The 19,006-nt window shown below is 64.4% G+C and carries 20 protein-coding genes; 7 read left to right on the top strand and 13 right to left on the bottom strand.

The window, feature by feature from the left end:
* Window positions 1–25 precede the first annotated feature (25 nt).
* From IE116_RS13265 to IE116_RS13225, 9 genes are all read right to left on the bottom strand, one after another.
* Window positions 26–592, bottom strand: a complete 567-nt coding sequence (locus IE116_RS13265; RefSeq protein ID WP_189613132.1) for a cupin domain-containing protein — start codon at window positions 590–592, stop codon at window positions 26–28.
* Between the two features lie 122 nt (window positions 593–714).
* On the bottom strand, window positions 715–1,113 hold the full coding sequence (locus tag IE116_RS13260) for a RidA family protein (RefSeq protein ID WP_189613130.1): 399 nt from the start codon (window positions 1,111–1,113) through the stop codon (window positions 715–717).
* A 13-nt stretch (window positions 1,114–1,126) separates the two neighbouring features.
* Window positions 1,127–2,125 (bottom strand): D-2-hydroxyacid dehydrogenase, encoded by a 999-nt coding sequence (locus IE116_RS13255; protein ID WP_189613128.1) that lies wholly within the window; start codon window positions 2,123–2,125, stop codon window positions 1,127–1,129.
* Between the two features lies 1 nt (window position 2,126).
* Window positions 2,127–2,639, bottom strand: a complete 513-nt coding sequence (locus tag IE116_RS13250; RefSeq protein ID WP_189613126.1) for an aromatic-ring-hydroxylating dioxygenase subunit beta — start codon at window positions 2,637–2,639, stop codon at window positions 2,127–2,129.
* Window positions 2,632–3,894 (bottom strand): aromatic ring-hydroxylating dioxygenase subunit alpha, encoded by a 1,263-nt coding sequence (locus IE116_RS13245; protein ID WP_189613124.1) that lies wholly within the window; start codon window positions 3,892–3,894, stop codon window positions 2,632–2,634. The genes IE116_RS13250 and IE116_RS13245 overlap by 8 nt, the downstream gene beginning before the upstream one ends.
* Complete coding sequence (locus IE116_RS13240) at window positions 3,891–4,880, bottom strand: ABC transporter substrate-binding protein (RefSeq protein ID WP_229828142.1); 990 nt, start codon at window positions 4,878–4,880, stop codon at window positions 3,891–3,893. Before IE116_RS13240 ends, IE116_RS13245 begins: the two co-directional genes overlap by 4 nt.
* A 45-nt stretch (window positions 4,881–4,925) precedes the next feature.
* Complete coding sequence (locus IE116_RS13235) at window positions 4,926–5,735, bottom strand: ABC transporter permease (protein ID WP_189613123.1); 810 nt, start codon at window positions 5,733–5,735, stop codon at window positions 4,926–4,928.
* Window positions 5,736–5,749: 14 nt separating this feature from the next.
* Entirely contained in the window at window positions 5,750–6,571 is an 822-nt protein-coding gene (locus IE116_RS13230; protein WP_229828141.1) for an ABC transporter ATP-binding protein, read from the bottom strand.
* Window positions 6,568–7,317, bottom strand: coding sequence for a GntR family transcriptional regulator (locus tag IE116_RS13225; protein ID WP_229828140.1), 750 nt, complete (start codon window positions 7,315–7,317; stop codon window positions 6,568–6,570). The genes IE116_RS13230 and IE116_RS13225 overlap by 4 nt, the downstream gene beginning before the upstream one ends.
* A 203-nt stretch (window positions 7,318–7,520) precedes the next feature.
* Between IE116_RS13225 and IE116_RS13220 the strand changes: the two genes are divergently transcribed.
* Both IE116_RS13220 and IE116_RS13215 read left to right on the top strand, forming a co-directional pair.
* Window positions 7,521–7,742, top strand: a complete 222-nt coding sequence (locus tag IE116_RS13220) for an antitoxin MazE family protein (protein WP_189613119.1) — start codon at window positions 7,521–7,523, stop codon at window positions 7,740–7,742.
* A complete protein-coding gene (locus IE116_RS13215; protein WP_189613117.1) occupies window positions 7,739–8,065 on the top strand; it encodes a type II toxin-antitoxin system PemK/MazF family toxin in 327 nt (108 codons plus the stop codon). Before IE116_RS13220 ends, IE116_RS13215 begins: the two co-directional genes overlap by 4 nt.
* A gap of 6 nt (window positions 8,066–8,071) precedes the next feature.
* On the opposite strand, the gene IE116_RS13210 is transcribed toward IE116_RS13215, so the two are convergent.
* Window positions 8,072–9,451 (bottom strand): MmgE/PrpD family protein, encoded by a 1,380-nt coding sequence (locus IE116_RS13210; RefSeq protein WP_189613115.1) that lies wholly within the window; start codon window positions 9,449–9,451, stop codon window positions 8,072–8,074.
* Between the two features lie 209 nt (window positions 9,452–9,660).
* Here IE116_RS13210 and IE116_RS13205 point away from each other — a divergent pair, with 209 nt between their 5' ends.
* From IE116_RS13205 to IE116_RS13185, 5 genes are all read left to right on the top strand, one after another.
* Window positions 9,661–10,659, top strand: coding sequence for a Bug family tripartite tricarboxylate transporter substrate binding protein (locus tag IE116_RS13205; protein WP_189613113.1), 999 nt, complete (start codon window positions 9,661–9,663; stop codon window positions 10,657–10,659).
* 7 nt (window positions 10,660–10,666) lie between these two features.
* The gene (locus IE116_RS13200; RefSeq protein ID WP_189613111.1) at window positions 10,667–12,034 is read left to right on the top strand and encodes an MmgE/PrpD family protein; all 1,368 of its coding nucleotides are present in this window, start codon (window positions 10,667–10,669) and stop codon (window positions 12,032–12,034) included.
* Between the two features lie 65 nt (window positions 12,035–12,099).
* On the top strand, window positions 12,100–13,080 hold the full coding sequence (locus IE116_RS13195; RefSeq protein ID WP_189613109.1) for a Bug family tripartite tricarboxylate transporter substrate binding protein: 981 nt from the start codon (window positions 12,100–12,102) through the stop codon (window positions 13,078–13,080).
* Window positions 13,081–13,116: 36 nt separating this feature from the next.
* On the top strand, window positions 13,117–13,803 hold the full coding sequence (locus IE116_RS13190; protein ID WP_189613107.1) for a GntR family transcriptional regulator: 687 nt from the start codon (window positions 13,117–13,119) through the stop codon (window positions 13,801–13,803).
* 34 nt (window positions 13,804–13,837) lie between these two features.
* Window positions 13,838–15,190: an amino acid permease gene (locus tag IE116_RS13185; RefSeq protein WP_189613105.1), complete on the top strand. Its 1,353-nt coding sequence runs from the start codon at window positions 13,838–13,840 to the stop codon at window positions 15,188–15,190.
* Between the two features lie 9 nt (window positions 15,191–15,199).
* On the opposite strand, the gene IE116_RS13180 is transcribed toward IE116_RS13185, so the two are convergent.
* The 3 genes from IE116_RS13180 to fabG all read right to left on the bottom strand — a co-directional run bounded on the left by IE116_RS13180 (window position 15,200) and on the right by fabG (window position 18,974).
* Window positions 15,200–16,210, bottom strand: a complete 1,011-nt coding sequence (locus tag IE116_RS13180; protein WP_189613103.1) for a Bug family tripartite tricarboxylate transporter substrate binding protein — start codon at window positions 16,208–16,210, stop codon at window positions 15,200–15,202.
* A gap of 90 nt (window positions 16,211–16,300) precedes the next feature.
* Window positions 16,301–18,181: a glycoside hydrolase family 15 protein gene (locus tag IE116_RS13175; RefSeq protein WP_229828139.1), complete on the bottom strand. Its 1,881-nt coding sequence runs from the start codon at window positions 18,179–18,181 to the stop codon at window positions 16,301–16,303.
* Window positions 18,174–18,974, bottom strand: coding sequence for a 3-oxoacyl-ACP reductase FabG (gene fabG / locus IE116_RS13170; RefSeq protein WP_189613101.1), 801 nt, complete (start codon window positions 18,972–18,974; stop codon window positions 18,174–18,176). Before fabG ends, IE116_RS13175 begins: the two co-directional genes overlap by 8 nt.
* Window positions 18,975–19,006: the final 32 nt, after the last annotated feature.

The following is a 19,006-nucleotide window of genomic DNA, read 5'->3' as shown; positions in this document are numbered from 1 at the left end:
CGAATCCTGACGGCATCACGTGGACTCAGAGCTCGGCATATTCCCTCTGGGGCAGGGGCGCCGGAGCCGTCACAGGCCGCAAGCCGCGTACGTGCAGCGACACGGCGGGGGTCGACCCGACATTGCGCAACCGGTGGACCGTCGCATTGCCTGGCAGGCGGTATTGGACACCTCCTGGCAGCACGGCCGAGCTTGTCGCATGCTGCGCATCGGCGCCCGCACTGCCGTGGTCGTACAGGTCTTCACGCAACCAGCCATCGATGATGGCCAGCGCGCGCCAGGTGTCGTGAGCGTGAACGGTGCTGACCTGACCCGCCTGCCACGTCATGACGTCGATGCGGAATCGGCCTGCGGGATCGATGTACGCGCCATGGGGCCGGAAGGGGCGGGTGCCCGCCAGATCGCGCACCGTCCGCACTAGGAGTTCGTCGGTGGCATGGTGCCGCAAGGCGCCCAGCAGACGATGGACGAAACGCGCTGGGGCGCCAGTGCATGCGCGTTCGATGTCGGTGATGAGTGCCTCGGGTAAAAGGCTTTCCCGCTCGCAACGCGAGTCGCCATGCAAGGCAATGACGTTGGCTTCTGCATCCATATTCGGCAGTCCCTCGCAACGAAAGATCGACGCCTTGAGTCTACGCGGATGCAGGGTTGGAGTGGCGAAGGATTTTCTATCGATTTTGCGCAGCAAAGAAAAAAATACTTATGGCGAACGCTTCACACGGCAGGTCGCCGGGCGACCAGATCGACCTCGATCAGTGCGCCGCGCGCCAGGCCGCTGACACCGATGCAGGTCCGCGCGGGCCGCCGGCCGGGGGCAAAGTAGCTGGCATACACGCCATTCATCGCAACGTAGTCGCGATCGAAATGCAAGAGGTAGATGCGGACCGACACGACGTCCGGCAGTCCCAGTCCGCAACCGGTCAGCACCGTCTCAAGGTTGGCCATGACCTGACGCGTTTGTGCCTCGATTCCCTCCGGATAGGCGGAGTCATTGGCGCGGCCGGTAAAAGGCATCTGTCCGGTGACAAAGATCCAGCCATCGGATTCGACGGCATGGCTGAACGGCGCCACCGGATCGGGCGCGCCGGTGATCATGTGAAAGACGGTAGACATGGGGACTCCAGGATCAATAGCCGCGGTCGCCGTCGACCACATTGGTCAGGGGCGCACCATCGAGCAGGGCGAGGGCATTCCGGATGGCGATGCCCAGGGCATCGACGATATACCGGTCTGCGTCGTCGGACGAAATGTGCGGGGTGATGATCAGGTTGGGCGTGGACCACCAGGGCGAGTCGGGCGGCAGCGGCTCCTGTTCGAAGACGTCGATCACGGCGCCTGACAGATGGCCGCGGTGCAGAGCCTCCCGCAGCGCGCTGCCGTCGATCACGCCGGCGCGCGCAACGTTGATGAGTCCTGCGCCGGGGCGCATGGCAGCGATCCGCGAGGCGTTCAGCAGGTGTCGCGTCGCTGCGGTAAGGGGGGTGGCGAGCACGACCATGTCGGCTTGCGAAAGAACGCTGTCGAGTGCGGCAATGGAGTACATCACGTCCGCATCGGGACTGGCGGCGCCACGGCGCGTCGCGGCGATCACGCGCATCCCCAACTGGCGCGCCGCGCGTCCGGCGGCGCGACCCATGTCGCCAAAGCCGATGATCAACACGGTCTTGTCTGCAGCGCGGCCGGTAAAGACCTGATGCCACGACGCCGCGTGTTGCCGCGTCATGATCTGCGGCAGGCGGCTGTTCAGCATCAGCAACGCCATCAAGGCAAATTCCTGCGCTTTGGCGGCGTGGACGCCGCTGCTGTTCGTGAACACGACGCCGTCGGGCAGCCAGTCGAGCGGCAGCATGCCGTCGATGCCGGCGCCGGTCGCATGCACGCAGCGCAGTCGTGGCGCATGGCGGCGCAGGTCGAGGGCAGGCACCCGGGCGCACACAAGCATGTCGGTCTGCGGCAGGGCCTCCGCCAGACCTTCGCCATCCCATCCGATGCGAATGGCGATGCGATCCGCGGCGGCGGGGTGCTCGGCCAATGCGGCTTGCGCCGCAGCGGCTGTCATGTGAAAGACCGGATGTTTGCTCGACACGTTGTCGAGATGGATGCAAAAGCGAGGCGCGTCGGTCATGTCAGATCGGGATGACCAGAAGCGTGTCGATCTGGCTCGATTCGCAGATCACTTCGCGCCGCAGAAAGCGCGGGCCGGACGCCGACAGGGCAATGACGTCTTCGTAGCAGCCGCTGGAAAACAGCGTGCTTTCGCCCGTGCGCATCGTGCGCACGAGCACGTACGAGGTGCGTGCGCGATAGGTGCCATCAGGCAGCCGGGCGATCCAGGGCGAACCCGTCACGTGCCGATAGCGGTGCGGCTCGAACACATTCACGCGGCGCAGCCCGCTGATCCGGTCGCGCATCATGGCCGCGCTTGTGCAATACATCATTCCGAGCGGGTGACCCATGTCGCGGCTTTCGCGCGAGCGGATCTGGTAGAAGCATTGCTCGGCAAAGAAGGCCGGCCAGCGCTCATACTCGCCATCGTCGAGCGCGAAGGCATAGTCCCGTATCAACGCTTCGACCGCCATACGTTCGTCGGGCGTCACGGGCGTGGTCTGCATCACCGTCAGGTCAGGCCTGCTAGACATGGAGCAACTCGCGATAGAACTTGTAGAAGCCGCGCACCGACGTTTCGGTCGCACGATTGTCGGCGGTGCCGACACCCCTGCCGCCCATCTCGACCAGCGCATCGATGTCCGGATCGCCTGCCACGCCGCGCTGCACGAAGCCGCCGATGGCGCCGTCCTCCATCGATACAAAGCCATGCGGCCCAACCAGATTGCTCTGCTTGAGGCGGATCTCTGCCTGCTCGGGCGTGTCTTCTTCGAAGCCCAGCAGGGTCCAGATCAGTTCGCACTTGTCGACGCCGATCGGGTGGGTCTGACGGGTACCGATGGAATTCAGGATCTGCTGCAACACGAAGCCCGGAAACAGGCTCTGGATCGAATTGGTGATCTGGTCAGGGAACTCGATCCACTGGTCGATCAGGGACGGGTCTTCCAGGCCATAGTCGGTCTTCATGGCCCGCAGGGTGCCCGAGCTGTATTCGGCCGATCCCACATCCGTGTGGCGTTTGGCGAACACCAGGTGGTGGCGCGAGTCGGCATCGTGCTGCACGCCGCCGTCGGCCGACAGCCGGTTCAGCTTGAAGGTCGCAAAGAAGCTGTGCAGCAGGCTGGGATGATAGGTGTCCCGGCTGTTCTCGATATACAGCTTCCAGTTGTTCGGCATGATGTGTGAATAGCGCGCCAGGACCTTGAGCGTGCGGCCGCCCAGAGTGCGTTCCACGTGATGCAGCATCTCGGGGCCCAGGTACTCGCGCAATGGCGCAACGCTGTCGCTGAAGGTGGCGAACACCAATCCATGCAGCACTTCGGCGCGCAGCACGCGCAGCGTGACCTGGCTGCGATCGAAGTCCGCGGGCATGCCGCCGCGTCCCTGGATGCCCTTTTCAAACGCGACGCTCAGGCACTTGCCGTCCAGGTCGTAGATCCAGTTGTGATACGGACAGACCAGGCGCGCATGCGTACTGTGGCCCTGCGGCTCGTAGCAGATCAGCGAGCCTTTGTGCGCGCAGCGGTTGACCAGGGCGCGGACCGAACCATCGGCGGCACGCATCACGACAACGGGTGTATCGCCGATGCGCGAGGTCAGGAAGTCGCCTTCGTCGGGAATCTCGTGCGCCAGCCCAAGATAGTTCCAGGTCGGTCCGCGAAACAGCAGGTCCTGTTCGTCGCGGTACACCTGCGGGTCGCTGTAGATGCGCACGGGGATGCGCGACAGGCCCTCGGGCGGCCAACGCAAGGTCGGGCGCAGCGTCACGACTGCCGGGTCTGCGCTCATTTCATGGCCTTCGACTTTTGATAGGGCTCGGGTGCGAACGCGGAGTCGGGCAGGGTACCCTTGACGGCGCCCACGCTCTTGAAGATCTCGAACTCGCGCTTCAGGGTGGCGATGTCGGCGGGTTCCATGCTGACCATGTAGATGCCGTTCCACAGATTGGCGTAGTCCTTGGCGTTGGCTTCGGGCATGTTGGCGTACTTCACCAACGCCTCGACCACGGCGGGTTTGTTCACCTTGCCGAATTCATAGGCCTTGCGCATGCCGACCACCAGCTTCGCGGCGGCATCGGGGTTCTTGTCCAGGAAGTCCTTGCGCACCAGCCCGACGCCCAGCACGGGTTTGGCATCGCTCTTGGTCAGGGTCTTCCATTCGTTTTCGGCGGTGGCCAGGGTGCGCAATTTGACGCCCGGCATCTGCGCGATGGTGACCGAACGGATCGCCGCCACATCCACATCCTTTTGCACCAGGAATTGTGCAAGGCGCGGTTCGTTGCCTGGCACGGCTTCATAGGTGCCGGGCTTCATGCCGTGATTGCCATCCAGGATCGCGGCCGTAATGCCAGAGGTCGCGCTGCCCGCGGGCGACATGCCGATCTTCTTGCCCCGCAGATCGGCCATGGTCTTGATGGGCGAGTCTTCCAGCACCACGAAGCTCAGTTCGGCGATCTGTGTGGCCAGCATGATCTTGAGCGGCAAGCCATCCGCCGTGACACTCAATGCGCCCCCGGCGCTCGCGCCCAGGGCGAAGTCGATGGCATTGGCCGCGATCGCCTTGGTGGGCGCATTGACATCAGGAAAGTGGACGTACTCGACCTCCAGTCCTTCCTTCTCAAAGAACTTCTGCGCTTCCAGAACGGCCCCGAAACCCAGGCTGACGCCACTGGTCCAGTAGCCGACGCGGACCTTCTGGGCGTGCGCGGGCGTTGACGCCAGAGCGAGCAGGGTCAGCGCCCCCATCCAATGAATGAAGCGGTGTGAGATGCGCATACGTTCTCCCGGGGTGAGGGTGGGGGTGTCCTGGTCGGCGATGCGTCAGGACTGGACAGGTCGTTTCCAGCGAAAGAGGTGGTTTTCCAGCGGCTTGAGGATCAGCAGTTCCAGGACGACCATCATGCTGACAAGCGTGACCGTCCAGGCGAACACCTGATCGGTCTGGACAAGGTCGGCGGCTTGCCGCAGGCGATAGCCGATGCCGTTGCTCGAGCCCAGGGTCTCGGCAATCAGGCTGACGCGCCAGCCAAAACCGAAGGCGAGTCGCGCGCCCGAAAAGAAGTAGGGCAGGATGCTGGGCATGTAGATCTTGCGCAGCACCTTGGCGCGGGACATGCGGAAGGTCTTGGCCAGATCGATGTATTCAGAGTTGACGGTCTGCGTGCCCTGCCAGACGTTCGTCAGCACCAGGGGCATGGCCGTCATGAACACCACAAAGATCGTGGTGGCGTTCGAGATGCCGAACCAGATGATCGCAAAGATGGCCCAGATGGCCGACGACACCGTGTTCATGACGGCCAGCACCGGCTCGAAGAAGTCGGCCAGCGCCTTGTTCGAGCCGAGCACCATGCCCAGTACCGTGCCTACCACCGCGGCAAGCAAGAAGCCCACGACGACGCGATACAGGGTGATCGACAGGTCGGCAAAGAACATGCCGTTGGCAATCAGTCCGACAAAGGCATGCCAGACCCGCAACGGACTGGGCAGTACGAAGGGCTCGGTGCCCAGGGACGCAATACCCCAGATCGCGATGACGATCAGCAGCAGGGCCAGGCGCTGGCCGACACGCGTGGCGCGGCGATGATCGCGCTTTCGGGTGGCCGGCAGATTTCGTTCGATCACTGAAGCCATGCCGGCCTTCCTTGTCAGATCAGCGGACGCAGGCGACGTACTTCGTCGCTCACGACCTGGCTGTTGGGGTCGCGCGGACGCGCGAGCGGGACGGGCATGACGGAGCGGACTCGGCCTGGGCGAGGCATCAGCAGCACCACCTGGTCGGCGAGCACCACCGCCTCTTCCACGTCGTGGGTAACAAAGACAATGGTCATGTCCATCATGCTCTTGATGCGCAACAGCTCGTCATGCATCTGCGACCGGATCATCGGGTCGAGCTTGGAAAACGGCTCGTCCATCAGGAGCAGTGTCGGCCGCGTGACCAGGCTGCGCGCCAGGGCGACGCGGCTGCGCATGCCGCCCGACAACTCATGCGGGAAGGCGGCGGCGAACTGCGCAAGGCCTACCAGTTCCAGTGCGGCCATCGCCCGGTCGTTACGCTCGCGTTTGGGCAAGGTCTCGGCCTCGAGGCCGAACGCGGTGTTGTCCAGCGCGGTGCGCCAGGGCAGCAGGCGGTCTTCCTGGAACATGTAGCCGACCGAGCGCCAGGCCTTGTAGTCGGCCGCTGCCGTGCCATGGATGAAGACGCAACCGCGATCGGGCGTCAGCAGCCCGGACATGATATTCAGGATCGTGCTTTTGCCGCACCCGGACGCACCCACCAGCGCGACGACTGACTGTTCAGGAACGTCGATCGACACGTTCTGCAAGACGGTCAGCGGTTCCTTGCCACGCGTGTCGAACCACTTGCTGATGCTTTGCAGCCGCACCGCGGGCGCGGGCGCACCGGCTGGCAGCGTGTCGGCACAGTGTGCGGCAGGCATCTCGCTGGACATTACGGCAGCGTGCGTCATGACCGCGCGCTCAGCGATCGTGCCGGCACGGGCACCGGCACATCGGCGTTGGCGTCACGCAAGCGCTGCATGACCCGGTCCAGGGTCATGTCACGAAAGACCTCGATGTGGCGGCGGGCAATCTGTTCCGCGCGTCGGGCATCGCCCGTCACCAGCGCGTCGATCAACGCATTGTGGTCATGGCGGATGTCAGGACTGTCGCCGCGTGCGACGAAGCCCAGGGCGACCAGCCGCGCCATTTCATCCATCAAGCCGGCAAGGGACTTGTGCAGACGCTGGTTCCCCGATGCCTTGGCGATGGCCAGGTGGAACTCGCGATTGGCATCCAGGAAAAAGCCGATGCGGTTGCCGCTATCGGTCGATGCGGTATTGCTGCGGCAAGCGTCTTCAAGCCGTTGCAGATGACTGCCGTCAACCTGGCCGGTGGCCAGCCGCGCGGCATACGGCTCGAGCTGAAGGCGCAGCGCAAAGATCTCTTCGACGTCGTTCAAGGTGATGGGGATCACGGTGTAGCCGTGACGCGGCATGGAGCGCACCAGGCCTTCCTGGATCAGGCGGACCAGGGCAATACGGACACTGGCCTTGCCGGCCTCGAACATGTCCATGATGCCGGCTTCGGTGAGGGTGGCGCCGGGCAGGATGCGGCACGACAGGATGCTCTGGCGCAGGCGCTCGTACGCGACGTCGGCGCGCCGCGTGGGATCGAGCGACGGTACCGCCGCACTCGAATCCTGGATTTCCGACACGGGAACTGCTTGCCTGGCTTTCGACATAGAGCATCTCTCCAAACTCTGGTGAGCAGTCTACAGGTCGAAGTTTTGGATTGGCAAGATGAGATTGCGGCAGCGCAGCAGCTTGGTCATCGCTCAGGCGAGCCACACATGGCCGTTGCATGTAACGTCCGCAAGGAGTAAAGTAGCGTTACATGCAACGCTGACAGGATAGTGAAATGGCCCGCATAGACGTCAACACCCGGGTTCAAAAGCATCGCGATTCTTTGCGGATGGCCGGCCTGCGCCCTGTTCAGATCTGGGTGCCGGACACTCGTCGGCCCGACTTTGCGGAGGAGTGCCAGCGCCAGTCGCGCCTGGTGGCAAAGGCAGACGCGTCGACTGATTTCGATGCGCTCAGTGACGACGCTTTGGCAGATATCGACGGATGGACTGAATGAGGCGAGGCGATCTGGTCACCATTGCGGTTCAGGGCGACTTCGGCAAGCCCCGACCTGCGCTGGTCATCCAGGCCGACCCGTTCGTCGATACTGCTACGGTCACTGTCCTGCCGGTCACGAGCACCTTGGTCCCTGCACCGCTTCTTCGTATCACGCTGGAGCCGAGTCCCGACAACGGGTTGAGGAAGGCATCCCAGGTCATGATTGACAAGGCCGTTACGGTCAGGCGTGACAAGGTCGGCGTGCCCTTCGGGCGGGTCGAAGCCACCGAACTGGTAGAAGTCGATCGTTGTCTTGCGGTGTTCCTCGGGATCGCCAAGTAGGCCCACTCACAACCCCGCGACACCTCCCAACGCTCGCATGTCCACGACCTCATCGATCCTCATCGCCTCGGCATGGATAGCGGCGACCCGATCCTCGGGCCATGCCCGCCGTGCAATGTCGAAGAACTTGGCTTTGTATTCTTCCGGGTCCGCAGGATTGGCAGGCTCGCCGCGAATCACCTCGGTATGCCCTGACAGCACCGTGCGATCCTTCAAAGTAATCACCACGTCGCACAACTGCCTGCCCGGGAACTGCGCGCTGTAGTTGTCGTCCTCAACCATCTCGATCTTGGCGACCAGTGCGTGGATCGTATCGTCCGCGGCGGCTGCGTCGTCGAAACATTCGAGGCCGTGGCTGCGGTGCACGATTACGCTGGCGACAGCGAACGGGGTGGAGAAGCGGGTGGCGAAGGCGTTGCGGATGTCGCGTCGGTTGAGGAACGCTATGAATTTGAAGCCGCGGATCTGGATATGCGCGATGTCGTCGGCGCGGGGCCAGTGCGACGGGTCACCAGTGCTCGCCAACGCCTGGCGGACGGCGTCGAGCGCAGCGTGGATGGGGCGGCCGCAACCATACAGCTTGATGTAGCCGTCGGCAAGAAGCCAGCGCTTGCCAAGGTCACGTACGACGTCGCCGGGGCGGAAGTTGTCGAACAGGACTTCGTCGCAGGTCGGCGTGATGCCGTCGCGCGGTCCGGTAAAGCCGCTCTGGACCAGCCGCACGGCGGTCTGGCCCATGATCGCGCTGTGCGACGCATACCAGTTGCGCAGCGTGGCGCCGTCTTTCATGCTCTGGCGATTGCCTGCGATGGGGGAGGAGCCGGCCAGGTTGATCAGCTCCCGCATTTCGGTCACATCCAGTCCTTGCAGGCGCGCGGCGGCAACGGCGGCGCCGATCACCCCATACGTGCCGTGCGGGTGGATGCACATGCGCATATCGCAGGCGGCGCCCACGCGCGCGATGATTTCGTAGCCGATGGCGCACGCAAGCAGAAAGTCGGCGCCCGAACTGCGGCGCTGCTGGGCGACGGCCAGCGCGGCCGGGATGACCTGAATACCCGGGTGGCCGTTGCTGGCCAGGTTGCCTTCATCCAGTTCCAGCCAGCAACCGGCGGCGGCATTCAAGGCGGCGGCGTCGATGGGATTGAGCCGCTGGCCGGTGCCGACGACGCTGGCATGACCGCCCGCCACTTCGTCCATCTGTCGTGCAAGCAGGGCACGCATCTCGGGTTCCTGATTGCCCGCGGCAAAGGCGCCCAGGGTGTCGGCAATGATGACGCGCAGGTGTTGCAGCGCGCGCGGATCGATGTCGGCCAGGGTCGTCGTGCAGGCAAAGTCGGCGAGTTGATCGAGGTAGTGGGAAGCGGACGCAGAGGTGTCGGTCACGGCGGAAACTCGCAGGCGGTGGTGCACAGGATTGGGGCCGAATGCCAGCAGGCCGTGCGCCCATCCAGGGCGCGCTGCACGATGCTGAACGGGCCGGAAAGCCAGGCAAGTGGCGCCTCAATATAAATATATTTTTATGTTGCGTACATATATTTCATTGAGAGATACTTTTCGCACCCCTTCGCTCAACCCTTTTCAGGACGCGCGCCGTGATCCCTCTCTTTCACTTCTCACTGGCGCGTGCCTGTCTGCCGCTGACGCTGTTTGCCGCAGTGGTTGCAGCGGTTCCTGCAGCGGCTCTTGCCCAGACCTTTCCCGACCGCCCGCTCAAATTGATCATCCCGTTCGGTGCCGGCAGCGCGGTCGATACCATTGGCCGGGTGGTTGCCGCGCAGGTATCCGAACAGATCGGCCAGAGCATCGTCATCGACAACCGCACTGGCGCGAACGGCATCATCGCGGCCGAGATGGCGGCGCGTGCGCCGGCCGACGGCTATACGCTGTTCATGCCGAACGACGGGATCATGGCCGCGAACCCGGCTTTGTACGCCAAGCTGCCTTATGACCCGCTCAAGGATTTCACCCCGGTCACGCTGACGTCCACAGTTCCGCTGGTGCTGGTCGCGAACCCGAACTTCAGTGCAAGAACCATTCCAGAAGTGATTGCATTGGCCAAGTCCAAGCCGGGATCGATCGACTATTCATCGACGGGATCGGGATCGGCGCAGCACCTGGCGATGGAGATCTTCATCGATGCCGCCGGCATCAAAATGACCCATGTTCCGTACAAAGCGATGGCGCCTGCGATCTCGGATGTCGTGGCCGGGACGGTGCCGCTGATGTTCTCGGGCATGTCCAACGTGATTGGCTTCGTCAAGGAAGGCAAGCTGCGGGTACTGGGTGTCAGCACACCAAAGCGGTCCGCGGCCGCGCCGGACTGGCCTACCATTGCCGAGGCCGGCTTGCCGGGCTACCGCTATGCCGCGTGGAACGGCATCGTCGCGCCTTCTGCCACGCCACCTGCGGTGGTGGCGCGGCTGCACACCGAGTTTGCCAAGGCCATCGCGACACCCGCCGTGCGGGACAAGCTGGCGAGCCTGGGCTTCGATCTGGTGGGATCGGGACCGGACGAGTTCGGCGCCCTGATCAAGGCCGACGTGGCGCGCCTGGGCACGCTGGTGAAAAAGGCCGGGATCCAGGCCAATTGATATGACGATGGCAACGACACCAACCGTTCAGGTCGACTACCTCGATCAACTTGCACGCTTCGTGGGCGAGACCCGCTACGAGGACATTCCCGAAGCCGTACTTGCCCGCACCCGCGACATTCTGGTCGACACCTTTCCCGTGATCGCGAGCGGCATGCGCACGTCGGAACTCGTGGCCCTGTCCGACAAGCAGGTCAAGAGCGGATCGCCAGGACGGTCGTGGGTAATTGGCCGGGGTGTCACGACCAACCGGTTCGATGCGGCCATGCTCAATGGCATTGCCGGCGCCTGGCTGGACTATGACGAGGGCAACTTTTTGGCGAACGGCCATCCAGGCATGCAAGTGATCCCGGCCGCGTTCGCGGTGGCGCAGGAACGGGGGCTGTCCGGCAAGGAATTGCTGGCCACGATCGCGCTGGCGTACGAGGTGGTGGCCCGCATCGGCTGGGCCACCAAGGTCAAGCTGATCATCAATCCCCATGGCACGTTCGGCGTGGTGGGCGCTGCGCTGGCAACGGCCCGGCTGACGGGCATGCCGGCCAGCGACCTGCGGCAACTGGCCAGCCTGGCCGCGTCGTCGTGCATGGCCACCAACCGCCACACCATGCTGGATGGCGCAACGGTGCGCAACTGGTATGCGGGTCACAGCGGCTTCATGGGGCAGATGGCGGCGCGCCTGGTCGAGTCCGGTTTCAGTGGCCCGGCCGATGGGGTCAACACCACGTTCAGCCTGGTGCTGGGCGATGGGTTTTCGAAGGACACCGCGGTGGCCGGCCTGGGCGAGCGATGGCTGCTGACCGAAGGTTATCTGAAGCTCTACCCGACGGCGCGGTATGCACATTCGTGTATCGACGCGCTGTTCGATGCGCAGGCCAAGGCGCCGCGCCGCATCGATCCGGATGACGTCGACCGCATCGATGTGCGTGCCTATCGGCTGGCGGCCTACCTGACGACGCAGCGGCCCAAGGACTGGTTCGGCACGCGCTTCTCGTTGCCGTTCGCGGTGGCGACCTTGATGGTGGGCGGGCGCAACGGCCTCGATGCATTCGGCGATGCCGCCGTGGCGGACCCTCGCATCGTGGCGCTGGCCGCGCGCGTGACGGTGGCCGAGGAACCCGATTTCACCGCGCGCTATCCGGAGGAACAACGAGTGACGCTCGCGATTCATTTGCACGACGGTACCGTGGTCACCGGTGAATGCGTGATCACCAGTGGCGAGCCGGGCCGTCCGCATGCCGCCGAAGATCTTGAACGCAAGTACCGTGACCTGGCGGAACCGCTGTGGGGCGCAGACCGCGCCGCGCAACTGCGCGAGGCATTGATGCATCTGGACGACTGCCCCGATGTGTCGGCGCTTGTCGACTTCTGCCCCTGACCGGCTTGCCATCATTCCGATTGCCGCATTCGATTCCCACCCCTTGCCGCCCGACTGGAACCGCCATGAAAAGCCCCTTGATTGCCCTCTGGACGATGTCTGCCTGTCTGGCGTCGCCCGCCCTGTATGCCCAGCAGCCCGCCCCGGCGCCGTGGCCGACACAACCGATCCGCCTGATCGTGTCGCAATCGGCCGGCGGCAGCATCGACATAGCCGCGCGCCTGATCGGCCAGAAGCTGTCCAATGCGATCGGCGCGGCGGTGGTGGTCGACAACAAGGCGGGCGCCAATGGCCTGATCGCGGGCGAGGCCGCCGCCCGCGCCACCGACGGTCATACCTTCCTGATGACATCGCCCAGCACACTGACGATCAACCAGCACGTCTACAAGTCGATGCCCTATGACACGGCGCGCGACTTCCGGCCGGTCACGCAAACCACGTCGATCGCCTTCTTGCTGGTCGTCAACGCGAACTCGCCGTACAAGACGCTGGAGGACCTGATCGGCGCCGCCAAGGCCAAGCCCGGATCGATCCGTTTTGCATCGGCCGGCATCGGCAACCAGTCGCAGCTGGCGGCAGAACTGCTGGCGGGCGCGGCCAAGGCCGAGATGCAGCATGTGCCGTACAAGGGCGAGGCGCCCGCGATCGTCGACCTGATCGGCGGACGGGTGGACTTCATTTTTGGCACGATGCCTGCGCTCCTGCCGCAGGTGCAGAGCGGCAAGCTGCGCACCCTGGTGGTCGGCCAGCCAACGCGGTCGGCCGCCGTGCCCGATGTGCCGACAACCGCGGAAGCCGGCCTGCCGTCGGTCGTCGTCACCGGCTGGACCGGTATCGTGGCGCCGGCATCGGTGCCCGCGGCGGCCATTCAGCGCATGCACAGCGAGGTCGTGAAGATCCTGGCGCAGCCGGACGTGCGCGAGACCCTGGTGAAAGCGGGCGCCGAGCCGGTAGGCAGCACGCCCGCCCAGTTCGGCGAGTTCATCCGCACCGAAACGGTCAAGTGGGGCGCCGCGGTCAAACAGGCAGGAATTACGCCCGAGTAGCCCGGAACCCTCGCGCGAATGTGAGAAACTTGCGGCATGAGGAGCCAAAAGAAAGTTTTCACGAAAGCCAGCGACCGGATCCGGATGGAGATCGAAGAAGCCATCAAGGATGGGTCGCTGCTGCCTGGCGAATCGGTCGACGAGGCCGAGCTCGCGCTTCAATACGACGTGTCGCGCACGCCCGTGCGCGAGGCCTTGCTGCAGCTGCAGGCGCAGGGGCTGCTGACCAGCCTGCCGCGCGGCGGCATGATCGTCGCCAAGATGGATCTGCAGCAACTGCTGTCGCTGTGGGAATTGCTGGCCGAGCTGGAAGGCGTGGCCGTGCGGCTGGCCTGCCAGCGCATGACCCCCGAAGAACTCGACATCATCGTCCGGCACCACGAGGCCAGCCGCAAGGTGGTCGAGGCCGACGACGTGGCGGGCTGGCAGGAAAGCAATCTGCGTTTCCACGAGCTCATCTATCGCGCCACGCGCAACCCCTATCTGCGGCAGGAAGTGCTCCGGATGCGCACGCGCACCGGCTACTATCGCCGGCACGCCTTCGCGGCGCTGGGCCAGATCCGCAATTCCTTCGAGCAGCACCGCCGCGTGGTGGAAGCGTTCCAGAAGGGCGATGCCGAGTCGGCGTCCAGTGCGATGGTGGACCACATGCGTCCGGCAAGCGACGCCAATGGCCTGACGGACTTCATCGTCAATCTGCCCAAGGAAGTGCTGGCGCCCTGACCGGATCGCGATCCCCCCTTTACAAAGGAAGCGCATGGCGTCGTCCGCCCCTCAGCAACTCAAACGTGGTCTCAAGAACCGTCACATCCAGCTGATCGCCCTTGGCGGCGCGGTCGGCACCGGCCTGTTCCTGGGCATCGCCCAGACCATCCGCATGGCCGGCCCGTCGGTGCTGCTGGGGTACGCCCTGGCGGGCATCGTGGCCTTTTTCATCATGCGCCAGCTGGGCGAGATGGTGGTCGAAGAACCTGTGGCGGGATCCTTCAGTCATTTCGCCAACGTCTACTGGGGCCGCTTTGCGGGCTTTGCGTCGGGCTGGAATTACTGGGTGCTGTATGTGCTGGTGAGCATGGCCGAACTGACTGCCGTGGGCATCTACGTGCAGTACTGGTGGCCCGGCGTGCCGACCTGGGTATCGGCCGCCGTGTTCTTCGTGTTGATCAATGCGATCAACCTTGCCCACGTCAAGATCTACGGCGAGATGGAGTTCTGGTTCTCGCTGGTCAAGGTCATTGCCATCGTCGGCATGATCGGTTTTGGCAGCTATCTGCTGGCAAGCGGCAAGGCAGGACCCGACGCCGGCATTGCGAACCTGTGGCAGCTCGGCGGCTTCTTCCCGAACGGGGTGGGTGGCCTCGCCATGGCCATGGCGGTGATCATGTTTTCGTTCGGCGGGCTGGAACTGGTGGGCATCACGGCGGCCGAGGCAGACGATCCGGCGCGCAGCATCCCACGCGCAACCAATCAGGTCATCTACCGGATCCTGCTGTTCTACATCGGGTCGCTGGTGGTGCTGCTGTCGCTGTATCCGTGGCCCAAGGTCGTGGAAGGCGGCAGCCCCTTCGTACTGATCTTCCACGCGCTGGACAGCAATGTGGTGGCGACAGTGCTGAACGTGGTGGTGCTGACGGCTGCACTGTCGGTTTACAACAGCAGCGTGTACTGCAACAGCCGCATGCTGTATGGCCTGGCGCAGCAGGGCAATGCGCCGCGCGCGCTGCTCAGTGTCAGCCGGCGGGGCGTGCCCCTGGCGGCCCTGGGCGTGTCGGCGGTGGCGACCGGATCCTGTGTCGTCATCAACTATCTGATCCCCGCGCGGGCCTTCGAGTTGTTGATGTCGCTGGTCGTCTCGTCGCTGGTGCTCAACTGGATCATGATTTCCGTCACGCACCTGAAGTTCCGGCAGCAGAAGCGGCTGGCCGGGGCACGCACGCAGTTCCCCAGCCTTGGCTACCCCGCCACCAACATCATCACGCTGGTGTTCCTGGCAGGCATTCTGGTGGTGATGTGGATGACGCCCGGCATGCGCCTGTCGGTGATCCTGATCCCGGTGTGGCTGATTGCGCTGGCGATCGGATATCGCCTGCGCACGCCTTCGACCGGCTGAGCCGGGCGTTCATTCCTGTTCGATCTTGCGTTCGCGCATCACGCCTTGCAGGCTGGCAATGTCGCGCTCGACGCGTCCGCGGAATTCCGCAGGCGTGCTGGCCTGAGGCGAGCCGCCCCAGTCGGTCAGGCGCTGGCGGATCTCGGGTTGAGCCAGCACTGCCCGCAGGGCATCGTTGAGCTTGGCAACGATCTCGGGCGGCGTGCCGGCCGGCGCGGCAATGCCGAGCCAGGATTCAAACACCACATTGGGCAGCGTATCGGCCACTGTCGGCACCCCGGCGATCGGGCTGCCGCCCTTGGGCGCGGTGACCGCCAACGCGCGCACGCGTTGTTCCTTGAGCAGGGTTGCCGTGCTGGTCATGGTGTCGATCATGACGTTGACGCGGCCTGCCAGCAGTTCGCCCAACGGCGCCGTGCCGCCCTTGAAGGGCACGTGCACGGCAGTGATGTTGGCCTCGCTCAGGATCCACTCGCCCACCAGATGCATGGCCGTGCCGACCCCGACCGACGAGTAGGTGAGCGTGTTGGGGGCAGCCCGCGCGCGCGCGATGAAATCGCCGAAGGACTGGATGGGCGAGTCGGGTGCGACAACCAACGCCAGGGGATAGGTGGTGACGGTGGAGATCCATGCGTAGTCGTCGACCGGCCGGAAGGGCAGGGACTTTTTCATGGCGGCATTGCTCGCATGGCCGCTAGGCAGCAACACCAGCGTGTAGCCATCGGGCGTGGCCTTGGCGGCCTGCTCGGCTGCGATGTTGCCACCGGCGCCTGGCTTGTTTTCCACGATCACGTTCTGACCCAGACGCTCGCCCAATGGCCGTGCGACCAGACGCGCAACGATGTCCGACCCGCCGCCCGGCGCGAAGCCGAGCAGCAGCCGGATAGGACGATTGGGGTAGCCCTGCGACGTGGCAGGCGCCGCGCCGGACTGCGCGTTGGCCAGGGTCGATACGATCAGGCAGGCCGCGCCGAACAAGGTCGCGCGCAGGCCGCCACACAGGCGTGAAGGGTGTCGCATACCGTCTCCTGCTGAACCCGGGCCGCCTGGCATGGCCGCCGGGCTGTCGCTCAATTCAGTCTATTTTTATCAATATGCGACAAATGTACATCATGGCTGCCAGTGTGTCTCGTCTCCTGACAACTTGCGATCCAGGAACGATGCGGCGCTGATCAATGCCAGATGCGTCAAGGCTTGAGGGGTGTTGCCCAGATGGCGCCCACGTCGATCGAACTCTTCGGCGTACAGCCCAAGGGGGTTCGCATAGGTCAGCAATTTCTCAAATTCAGACCGGGCCTCGTCGATGCGGCCCGCGCGCGCCAGGCACTCCACGTACCAGAAAGAACACGCGGCGAACGCGCCCTCATCCCCCTTCAGCCCATCGCAAGGCGTCTCGTCCATCAGGTAGCGCTTGACCATGCCATCGCGCACCAGCCGGTCGCGGATCGCGTCGAGCGTTGCGAGCCAGCACGAATCGGTCGCACCGACAAATCGCACCAGTGGCATCAAGAGCATGGCGCCGTCCAGCGCGCGGCTGCCCAGGCGCTGCACGAAATGCCCGGCTTCCTTGTCGAAGAAGTTTTCCCAGATGTCGGCATGAATCGCCGCGCGTTCCGCATTCCAGCGCTCGAAGGGGGCGGGCAGGGATCGTTTTTGCGCCAGCCGGATGGCGCGATCGACGGCGACCCAGCACATCAGCCGCGAGTGCAGGAAGTGCTGCGGTTCGCCGCGCATTTCCCAGATGCCGACATCGGGGGTGCGCCAGTCGCGACAGGCCTGGTCGACGATCTGCACCGTGTGCCGCCAGCCCTTGTGCGAGATGGCCGCTCCGTACTTGTTGCTCAGATAGACGCCGTCGAGCAGCTCGCCATAGATGTCGTGCTGCACCTGCTTGTACGCTTCGTTGCCGATGCGCACGGGACGCGAGTTGGCGTAGCCCATCAGATGATCCAGCGACTCTTCCTTCAGGTCCGGATTGCCGTCGACGGTGTACATGACGGCAAGGATCTTGTGCGGGTCGTGGCCTTCGTTATCGTTGGTGTCCACATAGGCCGGCACCCGTTCCGCCGCCCAGTGCATGAAGGCGTTCGCCTCTTCGGTAAAGCCCAGCCGCATGAAGGCATAGATGGTGAAGGACGCGTCGCGGATCCAGGTGTAACGGTAGTCCCAGTTGCGTTCGCCGCCCAGGTCTTCGGGCAGCCCGAAGGTCGCCGCAGCCAGGATGCCGCCGTGACGGCGCGAGGTCAGCAGCTTGAGCGCCAGGGCCGACCGCGACACGAACTCGCGCCAGCGGCCGGTATAGCGGGACTGCGACAGCCATCCGCGCCAGTACTCCATCGTGCGCTTGAAGCAATTCTGCGCATCGTCGGCCCGCACGAACGGATCGTCGGCGCCGCCCAGCACGAACTCGGCGGTCTCGCCTTCTTCAAGCCACAGGTCGGCGATGGCGGCGTTGTCATCGATGGACAGCGGGATGCTGCCCGACAGGCGCATCGAGGGCTGACCTCCCGCTTCGAAGCACACGTCGGCGCCGTCAGTGCGTGCGCGGGTATCGGCGCGCGCATAGTCATGGCGCACCGCGCAGCGCAGGCGGATCCGCGCGCGTCCGCGCACCGCCTTGATCGTGCGAACCACGCGCGACAGATCGTCCTCGTCATTGACGGGCATCAGGTCGGTCAGCTCGACGATGGCGTCTTCGTCCAGCCAGCGTGTCAGCAACACATTGGTATCGGGCAGGTAAACCTGCATGTGGCGCGCATCGGGCAGGTCGGGCGCAAGCTCGAAGGCGCCCGCGCGCGGCGTATCGAGCAGGGACACGAAGACCGAGGGACTGTCGAATTCAGGCCAGCAGAAAAAGTCGACCGTGCCATCGTCGGCAATCAGCGCCGCCGTGCGCATGTCGCCGATGATGCCGTGGGCTTCGATAGGCCGTTGCGTCGGGATGGGACCGGTGTCGGGCAAGGGGTTGGGGTACACCATGGACTCAGCCATTGTTGATGAATCCTGGGTAGAGACACATGCCGCCATCGATGGTCAGCGTCGTGCCGACCACATAGTCGGACAGGTCCGAGGCAAGCCACACGACCGCATTGGCGACATCTTCGGGATCGCCGATGCGCCCATACGGAATCAGCTTGAGCAGCTTGCGGCCTGCCGCGCCCTTGGTCTCGGTCTCGTTGATCGGCGTCCGGATGGCGCCGGGCGCAATGCCATTGATGCGGATGCGCTGGTGCGCGAGTTCCTGCGCCAGCGTGCGCATCAGCATGTCGACGCCGCCTTTGGAGGCCGCATAGTTCACATGACCCGCCCAGGGGATCGTCTGGTGCACGGAACTCATGTGGATGATCTTGCCGGCCGCACGCGACACGTTGTCGAGCACACCCTGCGCCTTGAATAGCCGGATGGCCGCGCGGGCGCACAGGAACTGCCCCGTCAGATTGACTGACAGCACCGTGTTCCAGTCTTCCAGGGTCATGTCTTCGGCCGCGGCGTCTTTCTGCATGCCGGAATTGGCGACCAGGATGTCAACGTGGCCGAAGGTGTCGATGGCCTTCTGGAACATCATGTCGACCTCGTCTTCATTCGACACGTCGGCACCGACGGCGATGGCCTGGCCGCCATCCTGCTTGATGGCCTTGACCAGTTCGCGGGCAGGTTTTGCTTTGGAATGGTAATTCACGACGACCGCGGCGCCCGCCTTGGCAAGCGCGCGGGCAGCGGCCTCGCCCAGGCCTGAACTGGCCCCCGTGACGATCGCAACCTGGTTTTCGAGTGTGATCTGCATGAACTCCCCATCAGGAACGAAGGTTGGTCGTG

The sequence above is a fragment of the Pigmentiphaga litoralis genome (assembly GCF_014651835.1).
GTDB lineage: Bacteria > Pseudomonadota > Gammaproteobacteria > Burkholderiales > Burkholderiaceae_B > Pigmentiphaga > Pigmentiphaga litoralis.
Note: the sequence above shows the minus strand (reverse complement) of the source record. Positions and strands in the feature narration are given on the sequence as shown.